Origin of the sequence: Paraburkholderia sp. BR13444 (genome assembly GCF_040948755.1) — a bacterium.
GTDB lineage: Bacteria > Pseudomonadota > Gammaproteobacteria > Burkholderiales > Burkholderiaceae > Paraburkholderia > Paraburkholderia youngii.
Window position 1 is genome coordinate 348,717 of record NZ_JBFPKM010000006.1, and the last position, 20,353, is coordinate 369,069.

Here is a 20,353-nt window from a genome sequence, read left to right on the forward strand (position 1 = left end):
GACTGCCCCTGGGATTCACAGCGGGAGCACCCGTGGATACACGCATCCCGCATTTGGCCACCGGGCCAGTTTCTGGGTCTCGGCCGGCGTGGTCGCTCATACCTCTGGACCAGCGCGGCACCCGCCATGACGTACCGGCTCTATGCAAGTGAATGGCCTCAAACCTCATCTCGATGCACCCGTCATGCACATCAGCTATTGCGAGGCCGCGGCCTTTGTGGCCTGGGCGGACGCACGACTGCCGACCGACGCCCGAGCTATCCAAATCTCTTCCGGCCCGAGCAGCGTTGGATGTTCTCAGGCGTCCGTCCAGGCTAGCCTCGACTCCGCGATCGTCGTCGACGACAGCGGAGCGCCCGTGGAAACAAAGTTTGTTGCACAAAAACGACGGCATTTTTTTCTGAGAATTCGAGTACAACGTTTGCGCACCAGTTTTTCCTCGAAACTTTTCATTTAATTTCGTCCAATCGAAAAAAGGATTTAACAATGCTTAAAAGTCGCACCTAAAATGCCTCTTTCTGCAAGAGATTTACTGGTACTGCAAGGCAACGATGGAAAGACTCAGGGAACAAACGCTATTCAAAACATCTGATGAGCAAGTACTCAGCCTTGCAAGGCAGGTGGCGCGCATTAGCGAATTCAAAGCGGATGATTATGTATGTTTTCAGGGCGATACTGATTCGCCTTTAGTTATGCTGTTAGCCGGCCACCTGCGAGTGAGTGCATTATCGGAAGACGGACATGAGATCCCCATTGGTACGGCCAGTGCCGGCGAAATGGTCGGCGCTGTGTCGGCCATCAATGACATGCCGTTGCCTGGCAATATTGTCGCCACCCGTGACAGCAGCGTCGCTCTGATCAGTCGTTCCGACGCGCGTCGGATTTTTCGCGAGCCAGGGGTTGCGAGCGCATTGAACGGATGTCTGGCTCAATTGGTTCGGGACCTCGCGAAGCGCCAAACGGACCAAGGTGTTCTGGGCGCTACCGCGAGGGTGTCCGCCTGGATTGTTTCGACCCTCATCGGCGCAGCTAGCAGTGAGCAGCAGACAATTGAACTTCCGAGTCACGCATCGCTTGGAGCAATGGCAAATGTGAGCCGCGAGACAGTCTCCCGAGTTCTTGCGTCACTTACGCGACGCGGCGTGCTCGCAAAACGGGGCCGTCATCAGATCTCAATTCTGGACTACGCTGCGTTGCGCGCAATTGCCAAAGGATCAGCAATCGCTTCTCGCTCTGTTATCTGAACGGACACAGTGGCGTGTAGAGATCTTCAATACGAAAGTGTCTGGCAACAGCGGTTCGAGCGATTCCCGCGACGCTTAACTCATTCTTGTAATCCGCCTTCAAACGTACACCCGACGTTTTCAGATGACCTGATTTTATTAGCGGCAATTAAGCGCCACGTGATTAAAGCTCGGAATCCATCTGTCCACCTTGATATGCGAGTTCCGGGATGGCCGACGCAATGCGGACCTCGACGGCACCCAGTACATCCGCCGCGACATTGCCGTCGACGGACCGCTTGAAGAGGCACAACGCGCCCGCCTTGCCGACATCTGCGAAAAGACGCCGGTCACGCTGTTCGTCAGGCGCGGCACGCGCATCGACACGACGCTGCACGTTGCATGACTGACTAAGACTGCAGGCGGCGGTGCGCCGAGCGTACCGCCCGTTGCGTTGTCGTGGCCACCGTTCTCTACTCGGCCGCCCACGACAACGACAGACAGAATCGCTGTGCAGACCGACACGCGCTGTGCTTCACCAAGCCGCAAACCCGCTACCGCCGCGGTACGCCGTCGCGCCACTCGCCCCAATGCGTGACGATATCCTGCACGAGCGAATTGCCCGTCAGGAACAGATTGTTGATCGCGATCGTGAAGCCGCCCTGTGACGCGTAGTTGAGCAGATTGTCCGCGCTCGACTGGCCCGCGTAAGGCCGGTCGAAGTCCGAGCCGGCGCGCAGCACCGCTACACGGTCCAGGTCAACACGATGCGCGGTCGCCGCGCGCGTCAACGCCTCGAAAGTGGCGTTGTCTTCCTGCTGCGTCGTGCAATAGGTGCCCTTGCCGTCGGTCAGGATTTTCGTCCATTGCCGCGCGCTCGCCGAGATCGGTGCCCGACCACCAGGTGTCGCCCGCCAGCGTGTCGCATTGGATCACTGTGGGCGGACGGTTCGCGGGCGCATAGTTGTATTTGGCGCGGGCAGCCTGCGCCTGTGCGTCGTCGGTGAGCGTCACGTTGCGCGACAGCGCGAATGCCGCGTTCGAAAGCGCCGGATTGAGCTGGAACACTTCGCTGCGATAGTCGAGCGGCGGCTTCTGCGTCGGGCCCGTCGTGTTGATGCCGAGATAGCCGGTGTTCCAGCCCGGCGGAATTTCGCGTCCGTCGATCTCCCATTGAATCCCGAAGTCGACGAGCCAGTTGGCCCACGCAGCGGAACCGACGGTCCCCTGCAGCGGATCGATACCCGCGATGCCTGCCACCATGAAGTACGTATGACGCAAGTCGAAACGCGGCGAGAACGTCAGCGCCATGATCGACGCGGCGGCATTCGCGTGCCCCATGCCCGTCGTCATCACGCACACCTCCTGGCGATTGCAGTGCACTGCGGGATAGTCAGGAGACAGGCCCGCCACGGGGGTGTCCTGCCACGGTCCGAGATGATCGAGCCACACCTGGCCTTCCGGACCGAACATCGAAATGATCATCACCTTGACCGGACGGCCATGCGATGCGCCGTCGTCCTGCGCGAAGCCGTCGTCGGCATGCGCGATGGCCGGTAAAGCTGCTGCGCCTGCCAGCAGCAACGATGAAATTGCAGCACCAAAAGCACGATTTCGCATAAGAGGTCCCACCCGATATGTAAGAACTGCGGTTCCAAAACGTGGATCGCGTGCCGTGTTGTCGACCGATGTCGTGGTTTCTTGTCGGCGTGCAGCGTGGGACCTGGGCGTGAGCCGTTCAGGCGACTATGAGTATAAGCAGAGAAAGATATGAATTGGCAAGCGTTAGCGGAAATCGATGCGCAGTCCGAGGAGGGCTTCCACCTGTCTCAAGGTCCCATCGCGTCGCCATTGCAGGCACTTTATGTAGCAGGTCCGTGCAGGCGGCATGTCCGGCGGCAAATAGGTCCATGCCTTTTGGTGCGTCGAGACCCATAATATCGCGTTCAATATTTCGCGCGGATGCCTGGGTGTCTTTCCATACCGCCTTGCTTCGTCGAACCGGAAAAGACTGGCGATACGGGCCCAGTCCGCGTCGCTCAGTGGTATGGATGCGGACATATCATTCAATCGTCTTCTTTGCTGCGGGCTCCCACTCCGTCCCGTCAAATATTGATCGCATCATCGACATCCTTTTTCCGAATCGGGTGCGACGCACCAGTCCCTCTGCCGCGGCATGGTCATGCCAACGGCCGATGCAACCACGGAGTTATATCTCGCCCTCGGGGGTTGCGCCATTGCCTCCGCAGCTCGGTCGAAAACATCGTAGGCAACCGTAAATCCGACTTCCATCGGTGCTGGCCGATTATGCCGTCGGAAATGGCTGGCCTGCCTGTCAGGATTTCCTTCGGAGTTAAACGACGTGCTTGCGCCTGTTGGCCGCTTTTTCGTCGAGCAATTCCCATCGGACCTTCATCATCATCGATCGCTGCCTTTTCCCCGACTAAAAGGCCTCCGGGTGAGCCTTTGAGCGTAGCAGACCTACTTCGACAGATCCCCTTCAAACAACTTCTTTGGCGATCTCGCGCATCGTCCGCCCTGGCTCGAGCAGTACCTCGCGCGCCAGCTTCACGCGACGCTCCACCAACTGCCGCACGCTGCGCATTTCACGGCCGAAGTTCACGGTGATCGCGCCAACCAGCGCGCCCGCTTCGTCAAGCCCGAACAACATGCAAGGTGGCTCGTTGAGTTGCCCGCGCACGATCCAGTCCGGCGCGGACATGTCGCCGACGAACTGCACGTTCAGGCCGCACTGATCGGTCCAGAACCACGGCGCGGTTTGCGCGTCGGGCGCGAGGCCGAGCATGGCGCGCGCTGCCGCAATGCCCTGCTTTTGCGCGTTGTCCCAGGTTTCGTGGCGTCGATAAGTCCCGCTGCTCGCGTCGTGCCGGCTCGCGACATCGCCCGCCGCGTAGATATGCACGTCAGAAGTACGGCACGCCGCATCGATTACGATGCCGTTATCGATCGCGAGCCCAGCGGACCGCGCCAGTGCAATGTCGGGTTGCGCGCCGACACCGTAGATCACCGCGTCGCCGGCAATTCGCGTGCCGTTCTGAAGGTTCAAAACGATCTCGCCGTTTTCGCGCGTGGCGTTCGCGAGCGTCGCGCCAAAGTGGAACGTCACCCCTCGCCGGCGATGAACATCGCACAGGAACTGACTGAGCAGCACAGGCGCACATCTCCCCATGGCCAATGGCGCAGCTTCGATCACGGTGACTTGCGCGCTGAGATCAGCCGCACTCGACGCGAGTTCGAGCCCGATCACGCCCGCGCCGACCAGCAGAATGCGCCTGCCGGGGCGCAATTCGCTCGCGAGCTTGCGCGCGTCGTCGAGTGTGCGCAGCGTATGCACGTTCTCGCCTAAAGCATCGAGTAGCGGCAACCGGCGCGCCTGCGCACCGGTCGCGAGCAGCAGCTTGTCATATGCGATCGATGTGCCGTTCGCCAGTGTCAGCTTGCGCGTTTGACGATCGAGCGCGCTGACAGCCACGCCGATCTGCAATTCGATATCGTGCTGGGCGTAGAAATCATCCGCATGCACGGCACAGCGTGTTTGCTCGGGACACAACAGCACGTCCTTCGAAAGCGGCGGACGCTCGTAAGGCGGATGCGCTTCGTCACCCACCAGCAAGACACGCCCCTCGAAACCTTGCCGGCGCAGTTCGGCGGCTGCATTTGCGCCAGCCTGCCCTGCGCCGACGATCACATAAACGGGACGATTCATGAATCCCTTCTCGCGAATCAAAGATGAAGACCACCCGCGACGTGACGAATGCCGCGAATGCCGAGACCGGCATCAGCATTAATCATCACGCCGCTCAGTACGCGGTTGTTCGCGCGCGAAGCCAGCATCACGTAAGGGCCGGTGAAATCGGCGGGCTCGGGGAAGAACTGCAGCGGCAGGATGCTGGCGATCGCCTCGGGAGAGCGCGAATCCATGATGCGTTTGTCCTCCTGGCCGAGTGCGGTCGGACCGCGCAAATCGCTCGCCATCCCGCACGGGCCGACGCCGTTGACGCGCACCTTCGGCGCGAGTTCGTAAGCAAGCTCGCGGATCAGGCCGACGGCCGCATGCTTGCTGGCGGTGTAGAGCGGGCCGCCGCCGCCCGGATAGAACGACGAATTCGACAGCGTGAAGATCATGCTGCCTTCGCTTGCGATCAACGCGGGCGCCGAGGCCTTCGCGCCGAGCAGATAACCCTTCACGTTGATCGCGAACAGTTCGTCGAATCCGTGGTCCAGTTGTTCGGGGCTCAGATCGAGCAGGCCCGACGCATGATCCCAGATCGCCGCGTTGCCGATGAACGTGTCGAGTGAGCCGAACCGCTCCAGCGTGGCCGCGACGGCGCGCGCATTGTCCTCGTGCGAGCGGACGTCGCCCTGCACGGCCACGACCTGCTCGCCAAAGCGCTCGTGAAGCGCGGCCACTTTTTCCGCCGACCGCTCCAGCACGCCAACCCGGCAACCTTCACCCAGAAACCGTTCGACAAGCGCCAGCCCAAGTCCCGAGCCGCCGCCTGTAATCAGCGCGACCTGGTCGCGCAGCCAACCGCTACCCTCGATCTTCGCCGCGCTCATGCAACCTCCGGCATGTCGACGTAGATCTTCCCCTCGACCACAGCGATCGGAAACGTTCTGAGCGGTTCGGTCGCGGGCTGGCACAGCGCCGCGCCCGTCTTCAGGCAAAAGCGCGCCGCATGCAGTGGACATTCGACAGTGCCGTCGTCTTCCACGTATCCGTCGGACATCGAAGCATTGCCATGACTGCAACGGTCGGCGAGCGCATAGACCTCGCCATTCGAACGGAACACCGCGACGGCCTCGCCGGGGGCGTCCACCTTGATAGCCTCGCCGTCGGATAAGGCGGTGTCTTCACAAACAAGAATGCGTGCCATGATATTCGCTTCAGAAAAGTACGCTGAGGTTATGAGAGTTCAGGGTCGCCTGATCGAGCGTGATCTCGCGGCGGCAAATCTGCCAGGCCGCGGACGTATCCGCGCGGCGCACGCGGTCCAAGCGTTTGCCGGCGTAGATCGATTCGTCGCGCTCCTTCTGCGAGCGATACAACAGGTAGTTGAGCCGCACATCGAATTCGCCGGGATCCTGGGTGGCCGTCACCACGACGTTGCTCACCAGGTGTCGCGTTCGCGAAGGCGGCTCTTCCGCCCAGGCCATGCCCGTTTCGAGGCGCGCGATGCGGCGTTCCAGCTGGGCATAGTTATCGTTGAAGATCCAGGTGGTCGGCGGCTGGACGCTACGGCGGCGATCGCGCGTCTGTGCATTGACGGTCGTGCGCATCGAGTAATGCACGTCCTGCGACATCAGCGCGAGCCAGTCGCGAAAGCGCCAGTCATCGAGCAGTTCGGCCTCGTGATAGAGAAACTGTTCGATCTCGTGATGCAAAGCCAGCGGCACGGTCGCCGGACGGTTCAGCGTGGTTTCAGTCATGTTCGAGCACCTCCTGTTCATAGGCGCGCGTGCGCTCCAGTACTTCGTCCCAGCTATCGCAGGCGAGCAGATCGGCCCAACGGCGATACATGCCGCGCGCGGCCGTCTCCGAGAAGATGTAGTTGGTCATGCCCGGAATGCCGTCCTCGCGGACCTTCTCGTTGCCAAGTCCCATTTCGACGACGAGCTTCGTCTGCCGCGCGCGCTTGCCGCGCAGCACTTTCTGGATCTCCACCCAGTTCTCCGAGTCGTCCTGCTCCAGAAAACCCGCCGGTCCGAATGCGCGTGTCGCGCTGCGTTCGAAGGCCTGTTTGACTTCGTCGGAGGCATCCTTGTCCGCAATGCAGAAGGCCCACACCTCGACCTGGTTCGGGCCGCGTGGGTGCCATACGCGCAACGTGGCGGTGCCGTTCAACCACGACATCGTCGGGAACATATTGTTGTGGCCGGCGAGCCGCAGTGCGCGCACCTTGCCGAGACGCGCCTCGACTTCGGAATACGTATCGCGAAAGTATTGCGACACGACGCCGTCCACCCACACGTTCGCGTCCGGATTCTCTGTGAAGAAAAAGCCGCTGCCGTGGCCGGCCTGGCCGTATTGCAGCGCATCTTTCGCGGTCTCCCACACCGGGCGCGCGGTCTGTCCCGCGCCGAGCGCCTTGTCGTCCTCGCCTGCCTTCGCGCCCAGTACCTGCACGGCCGACGCATGCGAATACAGCGCGTGATACTGATCGCTCGCGAACTGTTCTGCCGGAAACTTCCAGTTGCAGTCGATCACCCACTTATGTACGCCGCCGATGATTTCGGTGCCGCCGGGACGGCGGTCTAGCACGCCGTCCAGATACCACGCGATATCGCCCATGTACGCCTTGAGGTCGGGCGCGCTCGCGTCCCAGTTACCGAATATGAGGCCCTTGTATTCGGCGACGCGCGTCACTTCCTGCAAGCCGAGCTTCTCCTTGCACAGGCCATGCGGGTACGCGCGCTGCTCCAGCGGCACGTCGACGAGCGCGCCGTCGGTCCCATAGGACCAGCCGTGATATGGGCACGTAAACGAGCGGGTATTGCCGCAATCGGCGTAACTCACGCGCATCGAGCGATGCCGGCACTGGTTCAGGAATGCCTTGACGGAGCCGTCTTTCTGGCGGACCACGATGATCGGGTCCTCGCCCATGTAGGTGTTGAAGTAATCGCCGGCTTTCGGAATCTGGCTGACGTGCGCGAGGAACAGCCAGCAGCGGCCGAAGATGCGTTCGAGTTCAAGCTCGTACAGGTCGGGGTCCGAGTAAATCGAGGATGCAACGCGGCCATTGCGGGCATCGACCAGCGCGTCGAAGTCGATCTCTTTCTGAGACATTTGGCGTCTCCTCCAGTGGAGGTTTTTGGGGATGGGCCAAATGATCGACGGCGCCAGTCACGCTGTAAAATATTTTGTTTGTTTGGTTTAAGACATTTGAACGATAACTGGGAGCCCCCTCGCCATGGAACTTCGACACTTGCGCTACTTCATCGCCGTGGCGGAGGAGCTGAGCTTCACACGTGCGGCCGAGCGGCTTCGCACGGCTCAGCCCTCGCTGAGCCAGCAGATTCGCGATCTCGAACAGCAGGTCGGCACGCCGCTGTTCGAGCGCACGCGCCGCAAGGTGGAGTTGACCGAAGCCGGCAAAGTCTTTCTGATCGAAGCGCGTCTGACGCTGGCGCAGGCCGAACGCGCAGTGACGCGGGCGCGTCACATAGGGCGCAAAAGCAGCTCGACTGTCACCATCGGCTTCGTGCCGGCCGCCGAAGTGCGGATTTTCCCGGGCATACTGCCGCGGCTGCGGCTACGCTTTCCCGAACTGAACGTCGATCTGCGCAGCATTCCGACGTCCGAGCAGGAGCAGATGCTGCTCGACAACGAAATCGACGTCGCCTTCATGCGCAAGCCGATTCGCTCGCCCGACATCCTCTCTGAAGTCGTGCTCCGAGAACCTATTCTGGTCGTACTGCCGGTCGCTCATCCGCTCGCGCGATACAAGCGGATCAAGCCGGCGCAGCTGGACGGCGAAGCGTTCATCAGCACGCATCCGCTTTATTCGGGCGATGTGTATGACGTCGTGGACGGCTACTTCAAACAACATGGGCTGCAACCCAAGGTCATTCAGGTGGCGACCAATATCCTGCTCAACCTGAACCTGATCGGCATGGGACTCGGTTACGGACTGCTGCCCGCCTATACCGCATCGCTGACGAATCCAGCGATCTGCACGAGGCCGCTCGTGGGACCGGTGCCCGAGATCGAACTGTTGATGGCATGGCGCGCCGGCAACCACTCGCCTCAGCTTGATGCGCTGCTGGAGCTGGTGGCGCACCACTCGGACAGTAATCCGGGGGAATCCCGCAACGCCAGCTAAGCTGGCGCAACAGCAAAGCGGGTTTTGTCGCGACGAGATGGCCAGCTCTGGCGCAGAGCGCCCGCGTTGGCGTGGTCTCTCGCCTAGCCGCTCCGCGGTCGTGACGCCAAGCGACAGTCCCCGTCATCAGTAGCGGGAAAGCTGGCTGCCGTTGACCTGCACCCGCTCGCCCGGACGCAGGTCGCCGGGCGTCGGCACGTCGAACGCGCGCGTTGAGCCGTCGCTCAGCTGCACGTCGATCTGGTAGCCGGCTGGCCGACCCATCTGCTGGCCGATCTGGTTGCCCGCGTAGGCTCCACCGAGCGCGCCGATGACGGTCGCTGCGTCGCGACCGTGCCCGCCCCCGATCTGATTACCAAGAACGCCGCCAACCAGCGCGCCGACGACGGTTCCCGCGATACCCGAAGTACCCGTGGCGCTACTCAAGGGCCGGATGCTTGAGATCGTGCCGTACTGCGTGCCGTATTGGTTGCCGTATTGCGAGTTGTACTGCGACCCGTACTGGCCGCCGTTTTGTGTGTCATACGGCTGTTGCGGCGCAGGCTGCGGCGCGTAGGCGGGTTGCTGCACGGTGCCCTGTTGCGCGTAGACGGGCTGGCTATACGCGGGCGCTGCATACTGGGCCTGGTAGCCTTGCTGCGAGCCGTACGGCGCGTAGCCCGGGGCAACGCACGCCGACAACGAAAGACTTGCTGCAACGACAAGCGCAGAGTTCAGGGCGAACTTGGTAGAGAGCATGGGCATCAAGGTATGGTTGGCATTTCTGCCGCGCCGGGCACGGCGAGCATAAAGAGGAAGGCGGTTGCGCGGCAGTATAAGGAAAGCCCGCCCAAACGTCCGCTGCGCGACGGTAACAACGTGTAAAGTCCGTTGCCGGGTGAATGGCGACGGGGCGCCGGCATATCCGGATCGCGACGGCATTGCGAACACTCTGGCGGTTGTTGGAACGCGCTTGTGATGTGATCGACGACTCCCGCTATCCCCCAGCCTGACAGGACGTCTGCTGGTGCCGCACTAGGCACCAGGAGTGCGCTGCACGTTAGCATTCGCTACAGAGCGCCTTGCTGAAGCGCGCATCGAGCCTTCCGCTATCACAATGCCCTGACGCCGGCAGATTTCTCGCGCCCCTGAGACGCCGATGCTCAACCGGTCTATCTGGGTCGGCTCTGCCTTGAGACGTCGTAGGTTGCGCGAGTTCGAGACCGCCCGCGATTCCATTGATCGACAGCATTGCCGTTGCGCGATCGCTTTATCGGCATGCGCTGACCGCCTCCGGCGAAGCGACGAAATGCCCGGGCGTCACGCCGACCGCGCGCCGGAAATGTCGACCAAGGTGACTCTGATCGAAAAACCCGACCTCGGTCGCGACCTCAGACGGCGGGACGCCGTCGCGCAATAGCCGCTTGGCGTGCTGGATCCGCACCAAACACACATAACGATGCGGCGAGATTCCAACTTCTTTGCGGAACAGCGTCGCAAAACGCGACACACTCAAGCCCGCCGTCGCCGCGAGCGTCGCAAGACTGACCGGCTGCGCGAACGAGCTGTCGATAAAGGCCACGGCCCGCCTGATCGCACGCGACATCACCACGGTCGTGCCGCTGGCGGTGTAGTCGAAGATTCCAGTCATGTCGTATTCCTTCGGGCCACAAAATCATGCGCGCCGCTCGGACGACACCGATTCGGCAAGGCCGATGCCGTCATCGCGCAGCGCGAGTTTCCATCAGACGCGCAGCGTGACAGACTGCGCGAGCCCACCAGCCGCAGTAGCGCCGTCCGGCGGTCCGTTCTGGTATTGCTCCAGTTCCGCTTCGCTGCGATGGCACAGCACCTGAGCGCCGCTCGCGAGCGTGCGCGCGGCCGGCGGCGTGCGGTTGCAGACCCCATCGATGCGCAGCGGGCAGCGCGCGAGAAACGTGCATAGCTGCGGCTCATCGGCCGGCTCGCCGATCGGCGGCAGCGTCTGATGACAGCGCTCGCCCGCTTCTTCGAGCCAGCCGGCGCGAAGCTCCGGCGCGGACGACACTAGCAGATGCGAATACGGGTGGTACGGCGGCGCCGACAACGCGTCGCGGTTACCCGCCTCGACGCGGTGCCCCGCGTACAGCACGACGATGTCGTCGCTGATCGCGCGCACCTTGGCGATGTCGTGCGTGATGAACAGATACGACACGCCGAGCTTTTTCTGCAGATCGCGCAGCAGTTCGAGAATGGCTGCGCCGACCACCGTATCGAGCGCGGAGGTGACTTCGTCGCAAAGGATCAGCTTGGGTTCGGCGGCCAGCGCCCGCGCGAGATTCACGCGCTGTTTTTGCCCGCCCGACAACTCCCCGGTGCGACGCTGCGCCAGTTCGGCTGGCAGGCGAACCAGGCCAAGCAGTTCGGCGACGCGGCGCCGCGCGGCCTCGCCCTTCATGCCGTGATAGAACTTCAACGGGCGCGCCAGCGTGCGCTCGACGGTATGCGTCGGGTTGAGCGCGGTGTCGGCGTTCTGGAACACGATCTGGATACAGCGAAACTGTTCGCGGCTGCGACGGTTCAGGTTGGCGGCAAGCGGCTCACCATCGAGCAGCAGCTTGCCGCGCGCCATCGGCACGAGCCCCGCGATCACCTTCGCGAGCGTCGTCTTGCCCGAACCCGACTCGCCGATCACGCCCACCGTCTGGCCACGGCCGATTGCGAGGTCGACGTCGCGCAGAATGAGCTTGTGCGGCCAGCCGTGCGCGTCGGTGCCGCCGTAGCCGGCCGTCAGCCCGCGCAGTTCGAGCAGCGGCGCCGCGTTGCGTTGCGACGCGTCCAGCGCGGCAGCAGCGGGTGCAACGGGCGTCACCGCGGCAATCAGGCTCTGCGTATATGGATGGGCCGGCGCATGCAGAATCTGCTCGGTGCGGCCCGTTTCGCGAACCTCACCGTTGCTGAGCACGACGATCCGATCGGCCATCTGCGCGACCACCGCCAGATCGTGCGACACATAGACGGCGGTCATTCCGCATTGCCGGATCACGCCGCGAAACGCTTGCAGCACGTCGATCTGCGTCGTGACGTCGAGCGCCGTGGTCGGCTCGTCGAGGATCACGAGGGCGGGGTCGGTGATCAGCGCCATCGCCGCCATCAGCCGCTGCAACTGGCCGCCCGACACCTGGTGCGGGTAACGCTGGCCGATCGTCCGCGGGTCCGGCAGCGCGAGCGCGCGGAACAGTTCGACCGCTTTGGCCTGCGCAGCGCGCTTGCTGAGCGTGCCGTGAATCAGCGCGCTTTCGATCACCTGGTCCATGATCGAGCGCGCCGGGTTGAACGCGGCCGCCGCGCTTTGCGCGATATAGGCAACCTTGCGGCCACGCAATCCCTCGAGCTGTTTCGGCGAGAGTCCGAGCACGTCGGTGTCGCCGACCCGGATCGAGCCGCCCGCGATGCGGCAGCCGCTGCGAGCATGGCCCATCAGCGACAGCGCGATCGTGGTCTTGCCCGAGCCCGATTCGCCGATCAAGGCGAGCACCTCGCCGCGCGCAATCTCGAAGTCGATGTCGTGCACGATCGTCGTATCAGGCTCGCCGGGGCGGCTTCCCACCACGCGCAGGCCCCGCACTTCGACCAGATTGGACGACGGTGACGACGCGGTCTGCGAGGCGGCCGTAAAGTCCGCGTGAGCACGTCTGAACAGGTGTCCCTTCATCAATGACCTCCATCGGCATCGGGCATGTTCTTGCGGCGCCCACGATGCGGCAGTCCGTCGATCAGCAGGTTCACGCCGACCGTCAGCACCGCGATTGCGATCGCGGGCAGGATCACCACGGGCACGCCTTCACCGAGACCGGCGATGTTCTCGCGCACCAGCGAACCGAGATCGGCATACGGCGGCTGCACGCCCAGGCCGAGAAAGCTCAGGCTGCTCAGCAGCAGCACGACGAACGTGAAACGCAGCCCGGTGTCGGCGAGCATCGGGTGGATCATGTTCGGCAGCATCTCGAAACACGCGATGTAAAGCGCGCTTTCTCCGCGCGCCCGGGCGACCTGCACATATTCGAGCGTGCCGATATTGACCGCCAGCGAGCGGGCGATCCGGTACGAGCCCGGCATGTAGCTGATGGCCGCTGTCGCGATCAGCAACGGCAGCGACGAGCCGAACGCGGCGACGATCATCAGCGCGAACATCTTCGACGGAATCGAGGTGACCGCATCGAGCAGCCGGCTCATGGTTTCGTCGATATGGCGGCCGGCGACGGCCGCGAGCAAGCCCAGCATCGTCCCGGTGAGCGCCGCGAGCAGCGCCGCGGCGAGCGCCAGCACGACCGTCAGCCGCATGCCGTAGATGATGCGGGTCAGCATGTCGCGGCCCAGGTAGTCGGAGCCGAGCGGCAGCTTCGCGCTGAAGCCAGCGAAGACGTCGGGCGTGATGATCGCGCCCACCGCGTGCGGCGCGATCCACGGCGCGAACGCCGCGACGAACAGCGCGCAACTCACCATCGCGAGACCGATCCAGCCGCCGGTCGACAGATTCATGCGCTGCGCGACGCTGCGACGGCGCACCGGCCGCGGCGCCGGAGCGCCGCCGCCACGCCAGGACCGTGGTGGCTCCGCGCCCTGCGGCAGCATGCTGCTGCGCTGCACCGGCTCGAGCGCGCCGAGTTGGTGAGACGAATCGGAAGAAGGTCGAAGAGTCGTCATGTCCGCAGCCTCGGGTTCGAGATGATGGCGCACAGGTCGGCTAGCAGCACGAGCATCAGATAGCCGAGGCAGAACAGCAGCGTGCAGGCCTGCACGAGCGGGAAGTCGCGGTTGCTCACCGCGTCGACCATCAGGCTCGCGAGGCCCGGATAGTTGAAGATGGTCTCGACGACGATCACGCCGCCAAGCAGATAAGACAGGCTCAGCGCGATCGCGTTGGCAATCGGGCCGATCGCATTCGGCAGTGCGTGGCGCAGTACCACGCGCGCGGGGCTCGCGCCCTTCAGCATCGCCATTTCCACGTACGACGAACTGAGCTGCTCGATCACCGCGGCGCGGGTCATGCGGGCCATCTGCGCAATCACGACTGCGCAGAGGGTTACGACCGGCATTGCATACGCGCGCAGAAAGTCGTGCAGGCTCTCAATGTCGCCGCTGTACGACAGCGCGGACAGCCAGTGCAGCTTGACGGCCAGCACCAGCACCGCGAGCGTCGCGATCAGGAACTCGGGCGTGGCGACCAGCGACAGCGTACCGAGGCTCACGATGCGGTCGATCAGCGAGTCGCGCTTGACCGCCGCCAGGATGCCCGCCGACACCGCGATCGGCACCGACACCGCGGTGGTGATCGCCGCGAGGGTCAGCGACTTCGGCAAGCGCCCTTCGATCAGCTCGGAGACCGGCAGATTATTCGATAGCGACACGCCGAAGTTCGCGTGCAGCAGACCGACGAGCCAATGGAAGTACCGCAGGTAAGCCGGCTGGTCGAGACCGAACTGCTGGCGCAGCGCCGCGACCGTTTCGGCCGTCGCCGACTGGCCGAGTGCGGCCTGCGCGGCATCGCCGGGCAACAGATTGGTGATCACGAAGATGATGATCGAGACGATCACCAGCGTCAGCGCAGTGACGGCGATGCGCCGGCCGATCAACTGGGCGATATTCCCGTTCATAGGCATGACCTCCTCGGTTGAGGCTTTGGGGCACGCGCGGGGGCGACGCCCGGCGCGTGCGCGCGCTTGCGCGTATTACGCGTTCCACCACACGTACTCGGCGAAGCTGAAGCCCATCATCGCGCCGGTAGGTATGGGTTGAAGCCCTTGCAGGCGCTTATCGTTCGCATCGAGCAGGCTCAGGAAGGTCGGAATGCCGATGCTGCCCTGCTCCGCTACCAGCACCTGCATGTCGCCGTACATCTGCTTGCGCTTCGCATCGTCGGTTTCCGAGCGCGCGGCGACCAGCAGCTGGTCGAACTTCGGGTTGTTCCAGCCCGACTCGTTCCACGGCGCGTCCGACTTGAAGAACTGCGTGAACAGCACGTCGGCGCTCGAGCGGGGATTGACGCTGCCGAACCCGAGCGGATGCTTCATCCAGTGGTTCGACCAGTAACCGTCGGCCGGCACGCGGTTGATGTTCAGGTTCACGCCGATCTTCGCGGCGGACTGCTGCAGCAGCACGCCCATTTCGATCGAGCCGTTCGCGTCGGTCGTCGCATAGATCGGCGGCAACGCCGTCCCGATCGCTCCGGCTTTCTGGAAGTAGAACTTCGCCTTGTCCGGATCGTGCGGCCGCTGCGGCAGCGACGCATTGAAGTAACGGTGGCTGGGCGGAATCGGCTGATCGTTGCCGACCACCGCATAGCCGCGGAACACCGCCGTGCGGACCTGGTCACGATCGAACAGATACTTCATGCCCTGCACGAAATCGGGGTTGCCGGTCAGCGGATTGTCGCGTCGCATGATCAGATCGGTATAGAGACCCGACTTGGTCTCGCGCACCTCATAGCCCGGCGTCGCGGCAATGCGCTGCGTCGAGCGCGGATCGACCGCGTTGATCAGGTGGACATCGCCGGACAGCAGCGCATTGATGCGCGCCGCGTCGTCGCCGATACCGATCAGCTCGATCTGGTCGAGGTAGGGGCCGCCGCCCGTCTTCCAGAAGTTGTCATTGCGCACGCCGACTGTCGAGACGCCGGGCTTGAACGTCTTCACCTTGTACGGGCCGGTACCGACGGCCGTCGTGAAGTCCGTCGTGCCGTCCTTGATGATCACGAATTGCGGCGTGGCGAGAATCACCGGCAAGTCCGCGTTGGGCGACGCGAGCGTCAGTGTGACTTCGTTGGGGCCGGTCTGCTTCGCTTCCACGAACTGATCGGCCAGCGTCTTCACCTTCGAAGCAGTGGCCGGATTCTTGTGACGCATCAGCGAGTAGACGACATCGGCGGGCGCAAGCGGCTTGCCATCGTGGAAGGTCGCGCTCTTGCGCAGCTTGATCACCCACACCTTCGCATCGCTCGTGTCCACCGCTTCGGCGAGATTCATCCGCGGCGTCAGCGAACTGTCGAGTTGCGTCAGGCCGCTGTAAAACATGAAGAAGCGGATGTAGTCGGCGCCTGCCGATCCCTTGGCCGGGTCGAGCGTATCCGCGGTCGACGATGAGTCGTAGGCGACCCGGATCTTGCCGCCTTTCTTCGGCGCAGTCGCCGCAAGCGCGGGGCGAGCGCCCGCCAGCAAGCCTCCCGCGCCGGTGGCGAGCATGCCGCCGGCAGCCAGCAAACGCATCATGTCGCGGCGGCTGAAACCGCCCGTTTTGATTTCGTCGTCGTACATGGGAACTGCTCCTTACTGGTGATTGAACGCGGGATATCCAGCATTGGTGTTCGACGGCGCTCCGCGTGCTGGTCGCGGCGCGGCGGCACTGCATGAATCGATTTAAGCACTGCCAAAAATGGCTTTGATCGCGTATCGCTGGATTCGACCATTCGAAAACATGGTTTTGAGTGGTCCAAACAGCATGATTTGCCGCCCCTGGCATTGACCCTGACGCGCGAGCCCGGCGCCGTGTGCGATCTTCGAAGCGAGGCGTCGGTGCATGCACATCATCGTAGCGGCGAGCGCACCGCGGATTGCACCGACAAAATTGGCCATTTCAGCACACCGCACGCAATCTGCACGACCGAACCACACATTTCGCGTGGCATGCCCGGCATGGGCGCAGCGGCGCCTCGCCGGGCGCGGCACGCACCACGATGAGAAGTTCGTACTAGTCAACGCGCAAGCAACGTGCAACAGTCGCGGCACGGCCGACAAATCACGGAGCACCCCGTGCCCGATTCAACCAAGCACGCACTTTTCACCTACCGACGCCTGAGCGCCAACGACCTGCCCGCCGCACAACGCCTGTCCGCCGCGATCGGCTGGCCGCACCGCCGTGAAGACTGGGGGTTCTCCGCGCACACGGGAATCGGTTTCGTCGCCGAGACGGCAGGCGCATTGGTCGGCACCGTGGTGTGCTGGAAGTTCGGCGCGGATCAGGCGACGCTCGGGATGCTGCTCGTCGCGCCGGAGCATCGCGGCCTGGGTATCGGCCGCACGCTGCTCGCTTGCGCGCTCGACGAGATCGGCAAGCGCGACATCACGCTCTATGCGACCGACGCTGCCCAGCCCATGTGTGAGGCGCTCGGCTTCGAGGCCTGCGGCGCACTCGACCAGATGCAGGGCGCGGCGTTCCGTCCGCCGCTCGTCGCGCTGGCCGCCAACGAGCGGCTGCGCCCGCTCGGCGCGAGCGACGCCGTGCAACTCGTCGAGCTCGCATCGCGCGCGAGCGGTCTCGACCGCAGCCACGTGCTGCCACCGCTGCTCGATCTGGCCGACGGTATCGCGCTCGATCGCGACGGCGAACTCCTCGGCTTCTCGTTGTTCCGCCGCTTCGGACGCGGTTTCCTGATCGGCCCCGTGGTCGCCGTCGCGAGCCCGGACGCCGTGCACGCCAAAGCGCTGATCCGTCATTGGCTCGCCCTGAACGAAGGCGCGCTGGTGCGCATCGACGTGCCGCACGGGCAAGGCCTGCGAACGTGGCTAACCGGCCTCGGCCTCGCACCCACGGAGACGGTCGTCAGGATGCGGCGGATCGCATCCGCGCAAACCCGTTCCGAGCCGACGCGCGCCGACGGCTCGCTGCATCAGTACGCGGTGATCGCGCAGTCGTTGACCTGACGCGGCCACGAACGCTCGGGCTGAACTCCCGTTCGCGCCGCTATTAAGCACGCGCGGCAGAAAATGCTGTCTGTGGGGTAGAAAACGCTGCGCCTGCGCTCTTTGAGCATTTTTTTGGCGGAACGGCTCGCATGCGGCTCTCGCTACTATCAAGGGGTGACGCTCACCTGATCGCAACCTGCGGGAAATACCACCATGTCAAGAACATCGCTCATCGACGCCGACCGCAAGCATCTGATTCACCCGGTCATCAACTACCGCGCGCACGAAGCGCGGGGCACCACCGTACTCGAATCCGGACACGGCGCGTATCTGCGCGACATCGACGGCAACGAACTGCTCGACGCGTTCGCGGGCCTGTGGTGCGTGAACGTCGGCTACGGCCAGCAGAGCATCGTCGAAGCGGCGACGCGGCAGATGACGAAGCTCCCCTACGCGACCACCTACTTCCACTTCTCGTCGGAACCTGCCATCGAACTGGCCGAAAAGCTGGTTGCGCTCTCCCCCGCTTCGCTGCAGCACGTCTACTTCACGCTCGGCGGCTCCGATGCGATCGACTCAGCGGTACGCTTCATCACGCATTACTTCAACGCGACGGGGCGTCCGGCGAAAAAGCAGATGATCGCGCTCGAACGCGGTTATCACGGATCGTCGAGCGTCGGCGCGGGGCTCACCGCGCTGCCCGCGTTTCACCGCAACTTCGATCTGCCGCTGCCGCACCAGCACCACCTGCCGTCGCCCTATGCATACCGTCAGCCGCACGGCGACAACGCGCAGGCGCTGATCGCCGCGTCGGTCGCCGCGCTCGAAGCGAAGGTGGCCGCACTCGGCGCGGAGAATGTCGCCGCGTTCTTCTGCGAGCCGATCCAGGGGTCGGGCGGCGTGATCGTGCCGCCGGTCGGCTGGCTGAAGGCGATGCGCGACGCGTGCCGCCGTCTCGACATCCTGTTCGTCGCCGACGAAGTCATCACGGGCTTCGGTCGTACCGGTCCGCTGTTCGCATGCGAGGCGGAACAGGTCGAGCCGGATCTGATGACGGTGGCAAAGGGGTTGACCTCGGGCTATGCGCCGATGGGCGCGGTGCTGATGTCCGACGAAATCTACCAGGGCATCGCGGGAGATGCGCGCGATACCGCGGTGGTCGGTCACGGCCAGACCTACTCCGCGCATCCGGTCAGCGCCGCGATCGGCCTCGAAGTGCTGCGTCTCTATCAGGAGGGTGGTCTGCTCGCTAACGGTATTGCGCAGGCGCCGCGTTTTGCCGCCGGACTCGACGCGCTGCTCGATCATCCGTTGGTCGGCGACTCGCGTCATCGAGGCCTGCTCGGCGCGCTCGAACTCGTCGCCGACAAGGATTCGCGCGCACGCTTCGATGCGTCGCTGAAACTGCCGGACCGAATCGCCGAAGCGGCCTACCGCAACCGGCTCGTGTTCCGCGCATTCGGCGACAGCATCCTCGGTTTCGCGCCCGCGCTTTGCTTCGGCGAGGCGGAATTCGACCAGCTGTTCGGCCGTTTGCGGCGCACGCTCGACGAAGTGCTCGACCATGCGGAGGTGCGTGCCGCGTTGCGCGGCGCAAGCCGCGCAGCCGCCTGAGCGCGTGATAACATCGGCCTGCGCGTCGCTTGACTCTGGCGTTGCGCCATGCAGCGAAAAGCAGAACCTTCGACGGGCAGACCGATACATGACGACAAGCGGCGACACGAAGCTGGACCGGATCGACCTGCGTATTCTTTCGCAACTGCAGAAAAAAGGCCGCATCACGAACGTCGAGCTTGCTGACGCCGTGGGGCTCTCGCCGAGCCCCTGTCTGATCCGCGTGAAACGGCTCGAAAAGGCCGGCTATATCGTCGGCTACGGCGCACACATCCAGCTGCAGAAACTCGGCGACGTGCAGATCGTGTTCACCGAGGTCACACTTGCCGACCATCGCCGCGAGGACTTCGCCAAGTTCGAGGCGGCGATCCGCCCCGTGGAGGAGATCATCGAATGCCATCTGGCGAGCGGCGGATACGATTATCTGCTGAAGTTCGTCACGCGCAGCGTCAATCACTATCAGAGTGTGATCGAAGGACTGTTGGAGCGCGACATCGGCATCGAGAAGTATTTCAGCTACGTGATCATCAAGACGCCATTCGTGAAATCCGAATACCCGCTGGAAACACTGTTCTCGCAACGGCATCAATGAAGCGGTCGCGGGCCCGGTAAGCCTTCAGGTCGCAATCAGCCGTTGGTGCTCAGCCACTCCCCCGGCGTTCTGCCAAGCACGCGCTTGAAATGCCGGCATAGATGGCTCTGATCGAAGAAGCCCACCTCGGCCGCCACGATCGACGGCGGCATGCCTCGCCGCAGCAGGCGTTGCGCATGCCGTACCCGCACCAGCCTCACGTATTGCTGCGGCGACACGCCAATCTCCGCGCTGAAGCGCACTGCAAACCTCGAAATGCTCAGCTCCGCGACGGCGGCCAGTTCGGACAGGCTGATCGGCTCGGCGAAACATGCATCGATGAAGTTGACCGCGCGCTCGACGGCGCGGCTCACTCGATCCGGCACACGTCGCGCATGACGGTTCGCGCCCGCGAGATCGGGCGCGGATGATGACGACGAGGTTCGGCTCGGGCTCAGCATC

20 protein-coding genes and 2 pseudogenes are annotated in these 20,353 nt (G+C 63.6%); 7 read left to right on the forward strand and 15 right to left on the reverse strand.

Translation table 11 applies throughout. The features are described from left to right. Positions 1-142: 142 nt before the first annotated feature. From AB3X95_RS19925 to AB3X95_RS19935, 3 genes and pseudogenes are all read left to right on the forward strand, one after another. Positions 143-457, forward strand: a complete 315-nt coding sequence (locus tag AB3X95_RS19925) for an SUMF1/EgtB/PvdO family nonheme iron enzyme (RefSeq protein WP_368622321.1) — start codon at positions 143-145, stop codon at positions 455-457. A gap of 94 nt (positions 458-551) precedes the next feature. Next, on the forward strand, positions 552-1,244 hold the full coding sequence (locus AB3X95_RS19930; protein WP_176366223.1) for a Crp/Fnr family transcriptional regulator: 693 nt from the start codon (positions 552-554) through the stop codon (positions 1,242-1,244). A 220-nt stretch (positions 1,245-1,464) separates the two neighbouring features. Further along, positions 1,465-1,629, forward strand: a pseudogene (locus tag AB3X95_RS19935) (OsmC family protein); the annotation flags it as partial. A gap of 148 nt (positions 1,630-1,777) precedes the next feature. Here the strand turns inward: AB3X95_RS19935 and AB3X95_RS19940 are convergent. From AB3X95_RS19940 to hcaE, 7 genes and pseudogenes are all read right to left on the reverse strand, one after another. Next, positions 1,778-2,843 (reverse strand): annotated as a pseudogene (locus AB3X95_RS19940) (purine nucleoside permease). Positions 2,844-3,008: 165 nt separating this feature from the next. Then, positions 3,009-3,284, reverse strand: coding sequence for a transposase (locus AB3X95_RS19945; RefSeq protein WP_176110770.1), 276 nt, complete (start codon positions 3,282-3,284; stop codon positions 3,009-3,011). A 439-nt stretch (positions 3,285-3,723) separates the two neighbouring features. After that, on the reverse strand, positions 3,724-4,950 hold the full coding sequence (gene hcaD / locus AB3X95_RS19950; protein ID WP_368622322.1) for a 3-phenylpropionate/cinnamic acid dioxygenase ferredoxin--NAD(+) reductase subunit: 1,227 nt from the start codon (positions 4,948-4,950) through the stop codon (positions 3,724-3,726). Between the two features lie 17 nt (positions 4,951-4,967). Beyond that, positions 4,968-5,804, reverse strand: coding sequence for a 3-phenylpropionate-dihydrodiol/cinnamic acid-dihydrodiol dehydrogenase (gene hcaB / locus AB3X95_RS19955; RefSeq protein ID WP_176381884.1), 837 nt, complete (start codon positions 5,802-5,804; stop codon positions 4,968-4,970). After that, positions 5,801-6,121: a 3-phenylpropionate/cinnamic acid dioxygenase ferredoxin subunit gene (gene hcaC / locus AB3X95_RS19960; protein ID WP_176110767.1), complete on the reverse strand. Its 321-nt coding sequence runs from the start codon at positions 6,119-6,121 to the stop codon at positions 5,801-5,803. Before hcaC ends, hcaB begins: the two co-directional genes overlap by 4 nt. A 10-nt stretch (positions 6,122-6,131) precedes the next feature. Continuing rightward, positions 6,132-6,674: a 3-phenylpropionate/cinnamic acid dioxygenase subunit beta gene (gene hcaF / locus AB3X95_RS19965; RefSeq protein WP_368622323.1), complete on the reverse strand. Its 543-nt coding sequence runs from the start codon at positions 6,672-6,674 to the stop codon at positions 6,132-6,134. Further along, a complete protein-coding gene (hcaE, locus tag AB3X95_RS19970) occupies positions 6,667-8,031 on the reverse strand; it encodes a 3-phenylpropionate/cinnamic acid dioxygenase subunit alpha (protein ID WP_368622324.1) in 1,365 nt (454 codons plus the stop codon). The genes hcaF and hcaE overlap by 8 nt, the downstream gene beginning before the upstream one ends. A gap of 124 nt (positions 8,032-8,155) precedes the next feature. Here hcaE and hcaR point away from each other — a divergent pair, with 124 nt between their 5' ends. Then, entirely contained in the window at positions 8,156-9,067 is a 912-nt protein-coding gene (gene hcaR / locus AB3X95_RS19975) for a DNA-binding transcriptional regulator HcaR (protein ID WP_368622325.1), read from the forward strand. 126 nt (positions 9,068-9,193) lie between these two features. On the opposite strand, the gene AB3X95_RS19980 is transcribed toward hcaR, so the two are convergent. From AB3X95_RS19980 to AB3X95_RS20010, 7 genes are all read right to left on the reverse strand, one after another. Then, a complete protein-coding gene (locus tag AB3X95_RS19980; RefSeq protein WP_368622326.1) occupies positions 9,194-9,814 on the reverse strand; it encodes a glycine zipper 2TM domain-containing protein in 621 nt (206 codons plus the stop codon). A 502-nt stretch (positions 9,815-10,316) separates the two neighbouring features. After that, positions 10,317-10,697: a helix-turn-helix transcriptional regulator gene (locus AB3X95_RS19985; RefSeq protein ID WP_018435697.1), complete on the reverse strand. Its 381-nt coding sequence runs from the start codon at positions 10,695-10,697 to the stop codon at positions 10,317-10,319. A 93-nt stretch (positions 10,698-10,790) separates the two neighbouring features. Next, positions 10,791-12,740 (reverse strand): ABC transporter ATP-binding protein, encoded by a 1,950-nt coding sequence (locus AB3X95_RS19990; RefSeq protein ID WP_368622327.1) that lies wholly within the window; start codon positions 12,738-12,740, stop codon positions 10,791-10,793. Then, positions 12,740-13,732, reverse strand: coding sequence for an ABC transporter permease (locus tag AB3X95_RS19995; protein ID WP_018435695.1), 993 nt, complete (start codon positions 13,730-13,732; stop codon positions 12,740-12,742). Before AB3X95_RS19995 ends, AB3X95_RS19990 begins: the two co-directional genes overlap by 1 nt. Continuing rightward, positions 13,729-14,682, reverse strand: coding sequence for an ABC transporter permease (locus AB3X95_RS20000; RefSeq protein WP_176110762.1), 954 nt, complete (start codon positions 14,680-14,682; stop codon positions 13,729-13,731). The genes AB3X95_RS19995 and AB3X95_RS20000 overlap by 4 nt, the downstream gene beginning before the upstream one ends. A 75-nt stretch (positions 14,683-14,757) precedes the next feature. Further along, the gene (locus AB3X95_RS20005; protein ID WP_018435693.1) at positions 14,758-16,338 is read right to left on the reverse strand and encodes an ABC transporter substrate-binding protein; all 1,581 of its coding nucleotides are present in this window, start codon (positions 16,336-16,338) and stop codon (positions 14,758-14,760) included. Positions 16,339-16,440: 102 nt separating this feature from the next. Then, entirely contained in the window at positions 16,441-16,656 is a 216-nt protein-coding gene (locus AB3X95_RS20010; RefSeq protein ID WP_368622328.1) for a hypothetical protein, read from the reverse strand. 177 nt (positions 16,657-16,833) lie between these two features. Between AB3X95_RS20010 and AB3X95_RS20015 the strand changes: the two genes are divergently transcribed. The 3 genes from AB3X95_RS20015 to AB3X95_RS20025 all read left to right on the forward strand — a co-directional run bounded on the left by AB3X95_RS20015 (position 16,834) and on the right by AB3X95_RS20025 (position 19,912). After that, positions 16,834-17,724 carry a GNAT family N-acetyltransferase gene (locus AB3X95_RS20015; protein WP_368612846.1) on the forward strand — a complete coding sequence of 297 codons (891 nt, stop codon included), beginning with the start codon at positions 16,834-16,836 and terminating at the stop codon, positions 17,722-17,724. Positions 17,725-17,919: 195 nt separating this feature from the next. Then, complete coding sequence (locus AB3X95_RS20020) at positions 17,920-19,320, forward strand: aspartate aminotransferase family protein (RefSeq protein WP_368622329.1); 1,401 nt, start codon at positions 17,920-17,922, stop codon at positions 19,318-19,320. A gap of 88 nt (positions 19,321-19,408) precedes the next feature. Beyond that, the gene (locus AB3X95_RS20025; RefSeq protein ID WP_176110758.1) at positions 19,409-19,912 is read left to right on the forward strand and encodes an Lrp/AsnC family transcriptional regulator; all 504 of its coding nucleotides are present in this window, start codon (positions 19,409-19,411) and stop codon (positions 19,910-19,912) included. A gap of 35 nt (positions 19,913-19,947) precedes the next feature. Here AB3X95_RS20025 and AB3X95_RS20030 read toward each other — a convergent pair whose 3' ends face one another. Beyond that, on the reverse strand, positions 19,948-20,352 hold the full coding sequence (locus AB3X95_RS20030) for a helix-turn-helix domain-containing protein (RefSeq protein WP_035491270.1): 405 nt from the start codon (positions 20,350-20,352) through the stop codon (positions 19,948-19,950). Position 20,353: the final 1 nt, after the last annotated feature.

Bases quoted from the DNA above. Each gene is read 5' to 3' on its own strand.
- AB3X95_RS19925 (WP_368622321.1), top strand. From the start codon at position 143: ATGCAAGTGAATGGCCTCAAACCTCATCTCGATGCACCCGTCATGCAC.
- AB3X95_RS19930 (WP_176366223.1), top strand. From the start codon at position 552: ATGGAAAGACTCAGGGAACAAACGCTATTCAAAACATCTGATGAGCAA.
- AB3X95_RS19945 (WP_176110770.1), bottom strand. From the start codon at position 3,284: ATGTCCGCATCCATACCACTGAGCGACGCGGACTGGGCCCGTATCGCC.
- hcaD (WP_368622322.1), bottom strand. From the start codon at position 4,950: ATGAATCGTCCCGTTTATGTGATCGTCGGCGCAGGGCAGGCTGGCGCA.
- hcaB (WP_176381884.1), bottom strand. From the start codon at position 5,804: ATGAGCGCGGCGAAGATCGAGGGTAGCGGTTGGCTGCGCGACCAGGTC.
- hcaC (WP_176110767.1), bottom strand. From the start codon at position 6,121: ATGGCACGCATTCTTGTTTGTGAAGACACCGCCTTATCCGACGGCGAG.
- hcaF (WP_368622323.1), bottom strand. From the start codon at position 6,674: ATGACTGAAACCACGCTGAACCGTCCGGCGACCGTGCCGCTGGCTTTG.
- hcaE (WP_368622324.1), bottom strand. From the start codon at position 8,031: ATGTCTCAGAAAGAGATCGACTTCGACGCGCTGGTCGATGCCCGCAAT.
- hcaR (WP_368622325.1), top strand. From the start codon at position 8,156: ATGGAACTTCGACACTTGCGCTACTTCATCGCCGTGGCGGAGGAGCTG.
- AB3X95_RS19985 (WP_018435697.1), bottom strand. From the start codon at position 10,697: ATGACTGGAATCTTCGACTACACCGCCAGCGGCACGACCGTGGTGATG.
- AB3X95_RS19990 (WP_368622327.1), bottom strand. From the start codon at position 12,740: ATGAAGGGACACCTGTTCAGACGTGCTCACGCGGACTTTACGGCCGCC.
- AB3X95_RS19995 (WP_018435695.1), bottom strand. From the start codon at position 13,732: ATGACGACTCTTCGACCTTCTTCCGATTCGTCTCACCAACTCGGCGCG.
- AB3X95_RS20000 (WP_176110762.1), bottom strand. From the start codon at position 14,682: ATGAACGGGAATATCGCCCAGTTGATCGGCCGGCGCATCGCCGTCACT.
- AB3X95_RS20005 (WP_018435693.1), bottom strand. From the start codon at position 16,338: ATGTACGACGACGAAATCAAAACGGGCGGTTTCAGCCGCCGCGACATG.
- AB3X95_RS20010 (WP_368622328.1), bottom strand. From the start codon at position 16,656: ATGGCCAATTTTGTCGGTGCAATCCGCGGTGCGCTCGCCGCTACGATG.
- AB3X95_RS20020 (WP_368622329.1), top strand. From the start codon at position 17,920: ATGTCAAGAACATCGCTCATCGACGCCGACCGCAAGCATCTGATTCAC.
- AB3X95_RS20025 (WP_176110758.1), top strand. From the start codon at position 19,409: ATGACGACAAGCGGCGACACGAAGCTGGACCGGATCGACCTGCGTATT.
- AB3X95_RS20030 (WP_035491270.1), bottom strand. From the start codon at position 20,352: ATGCTGAGCCCGAGCCGAACCTCGTCGTCATCATCCGCGCCCGATCTC.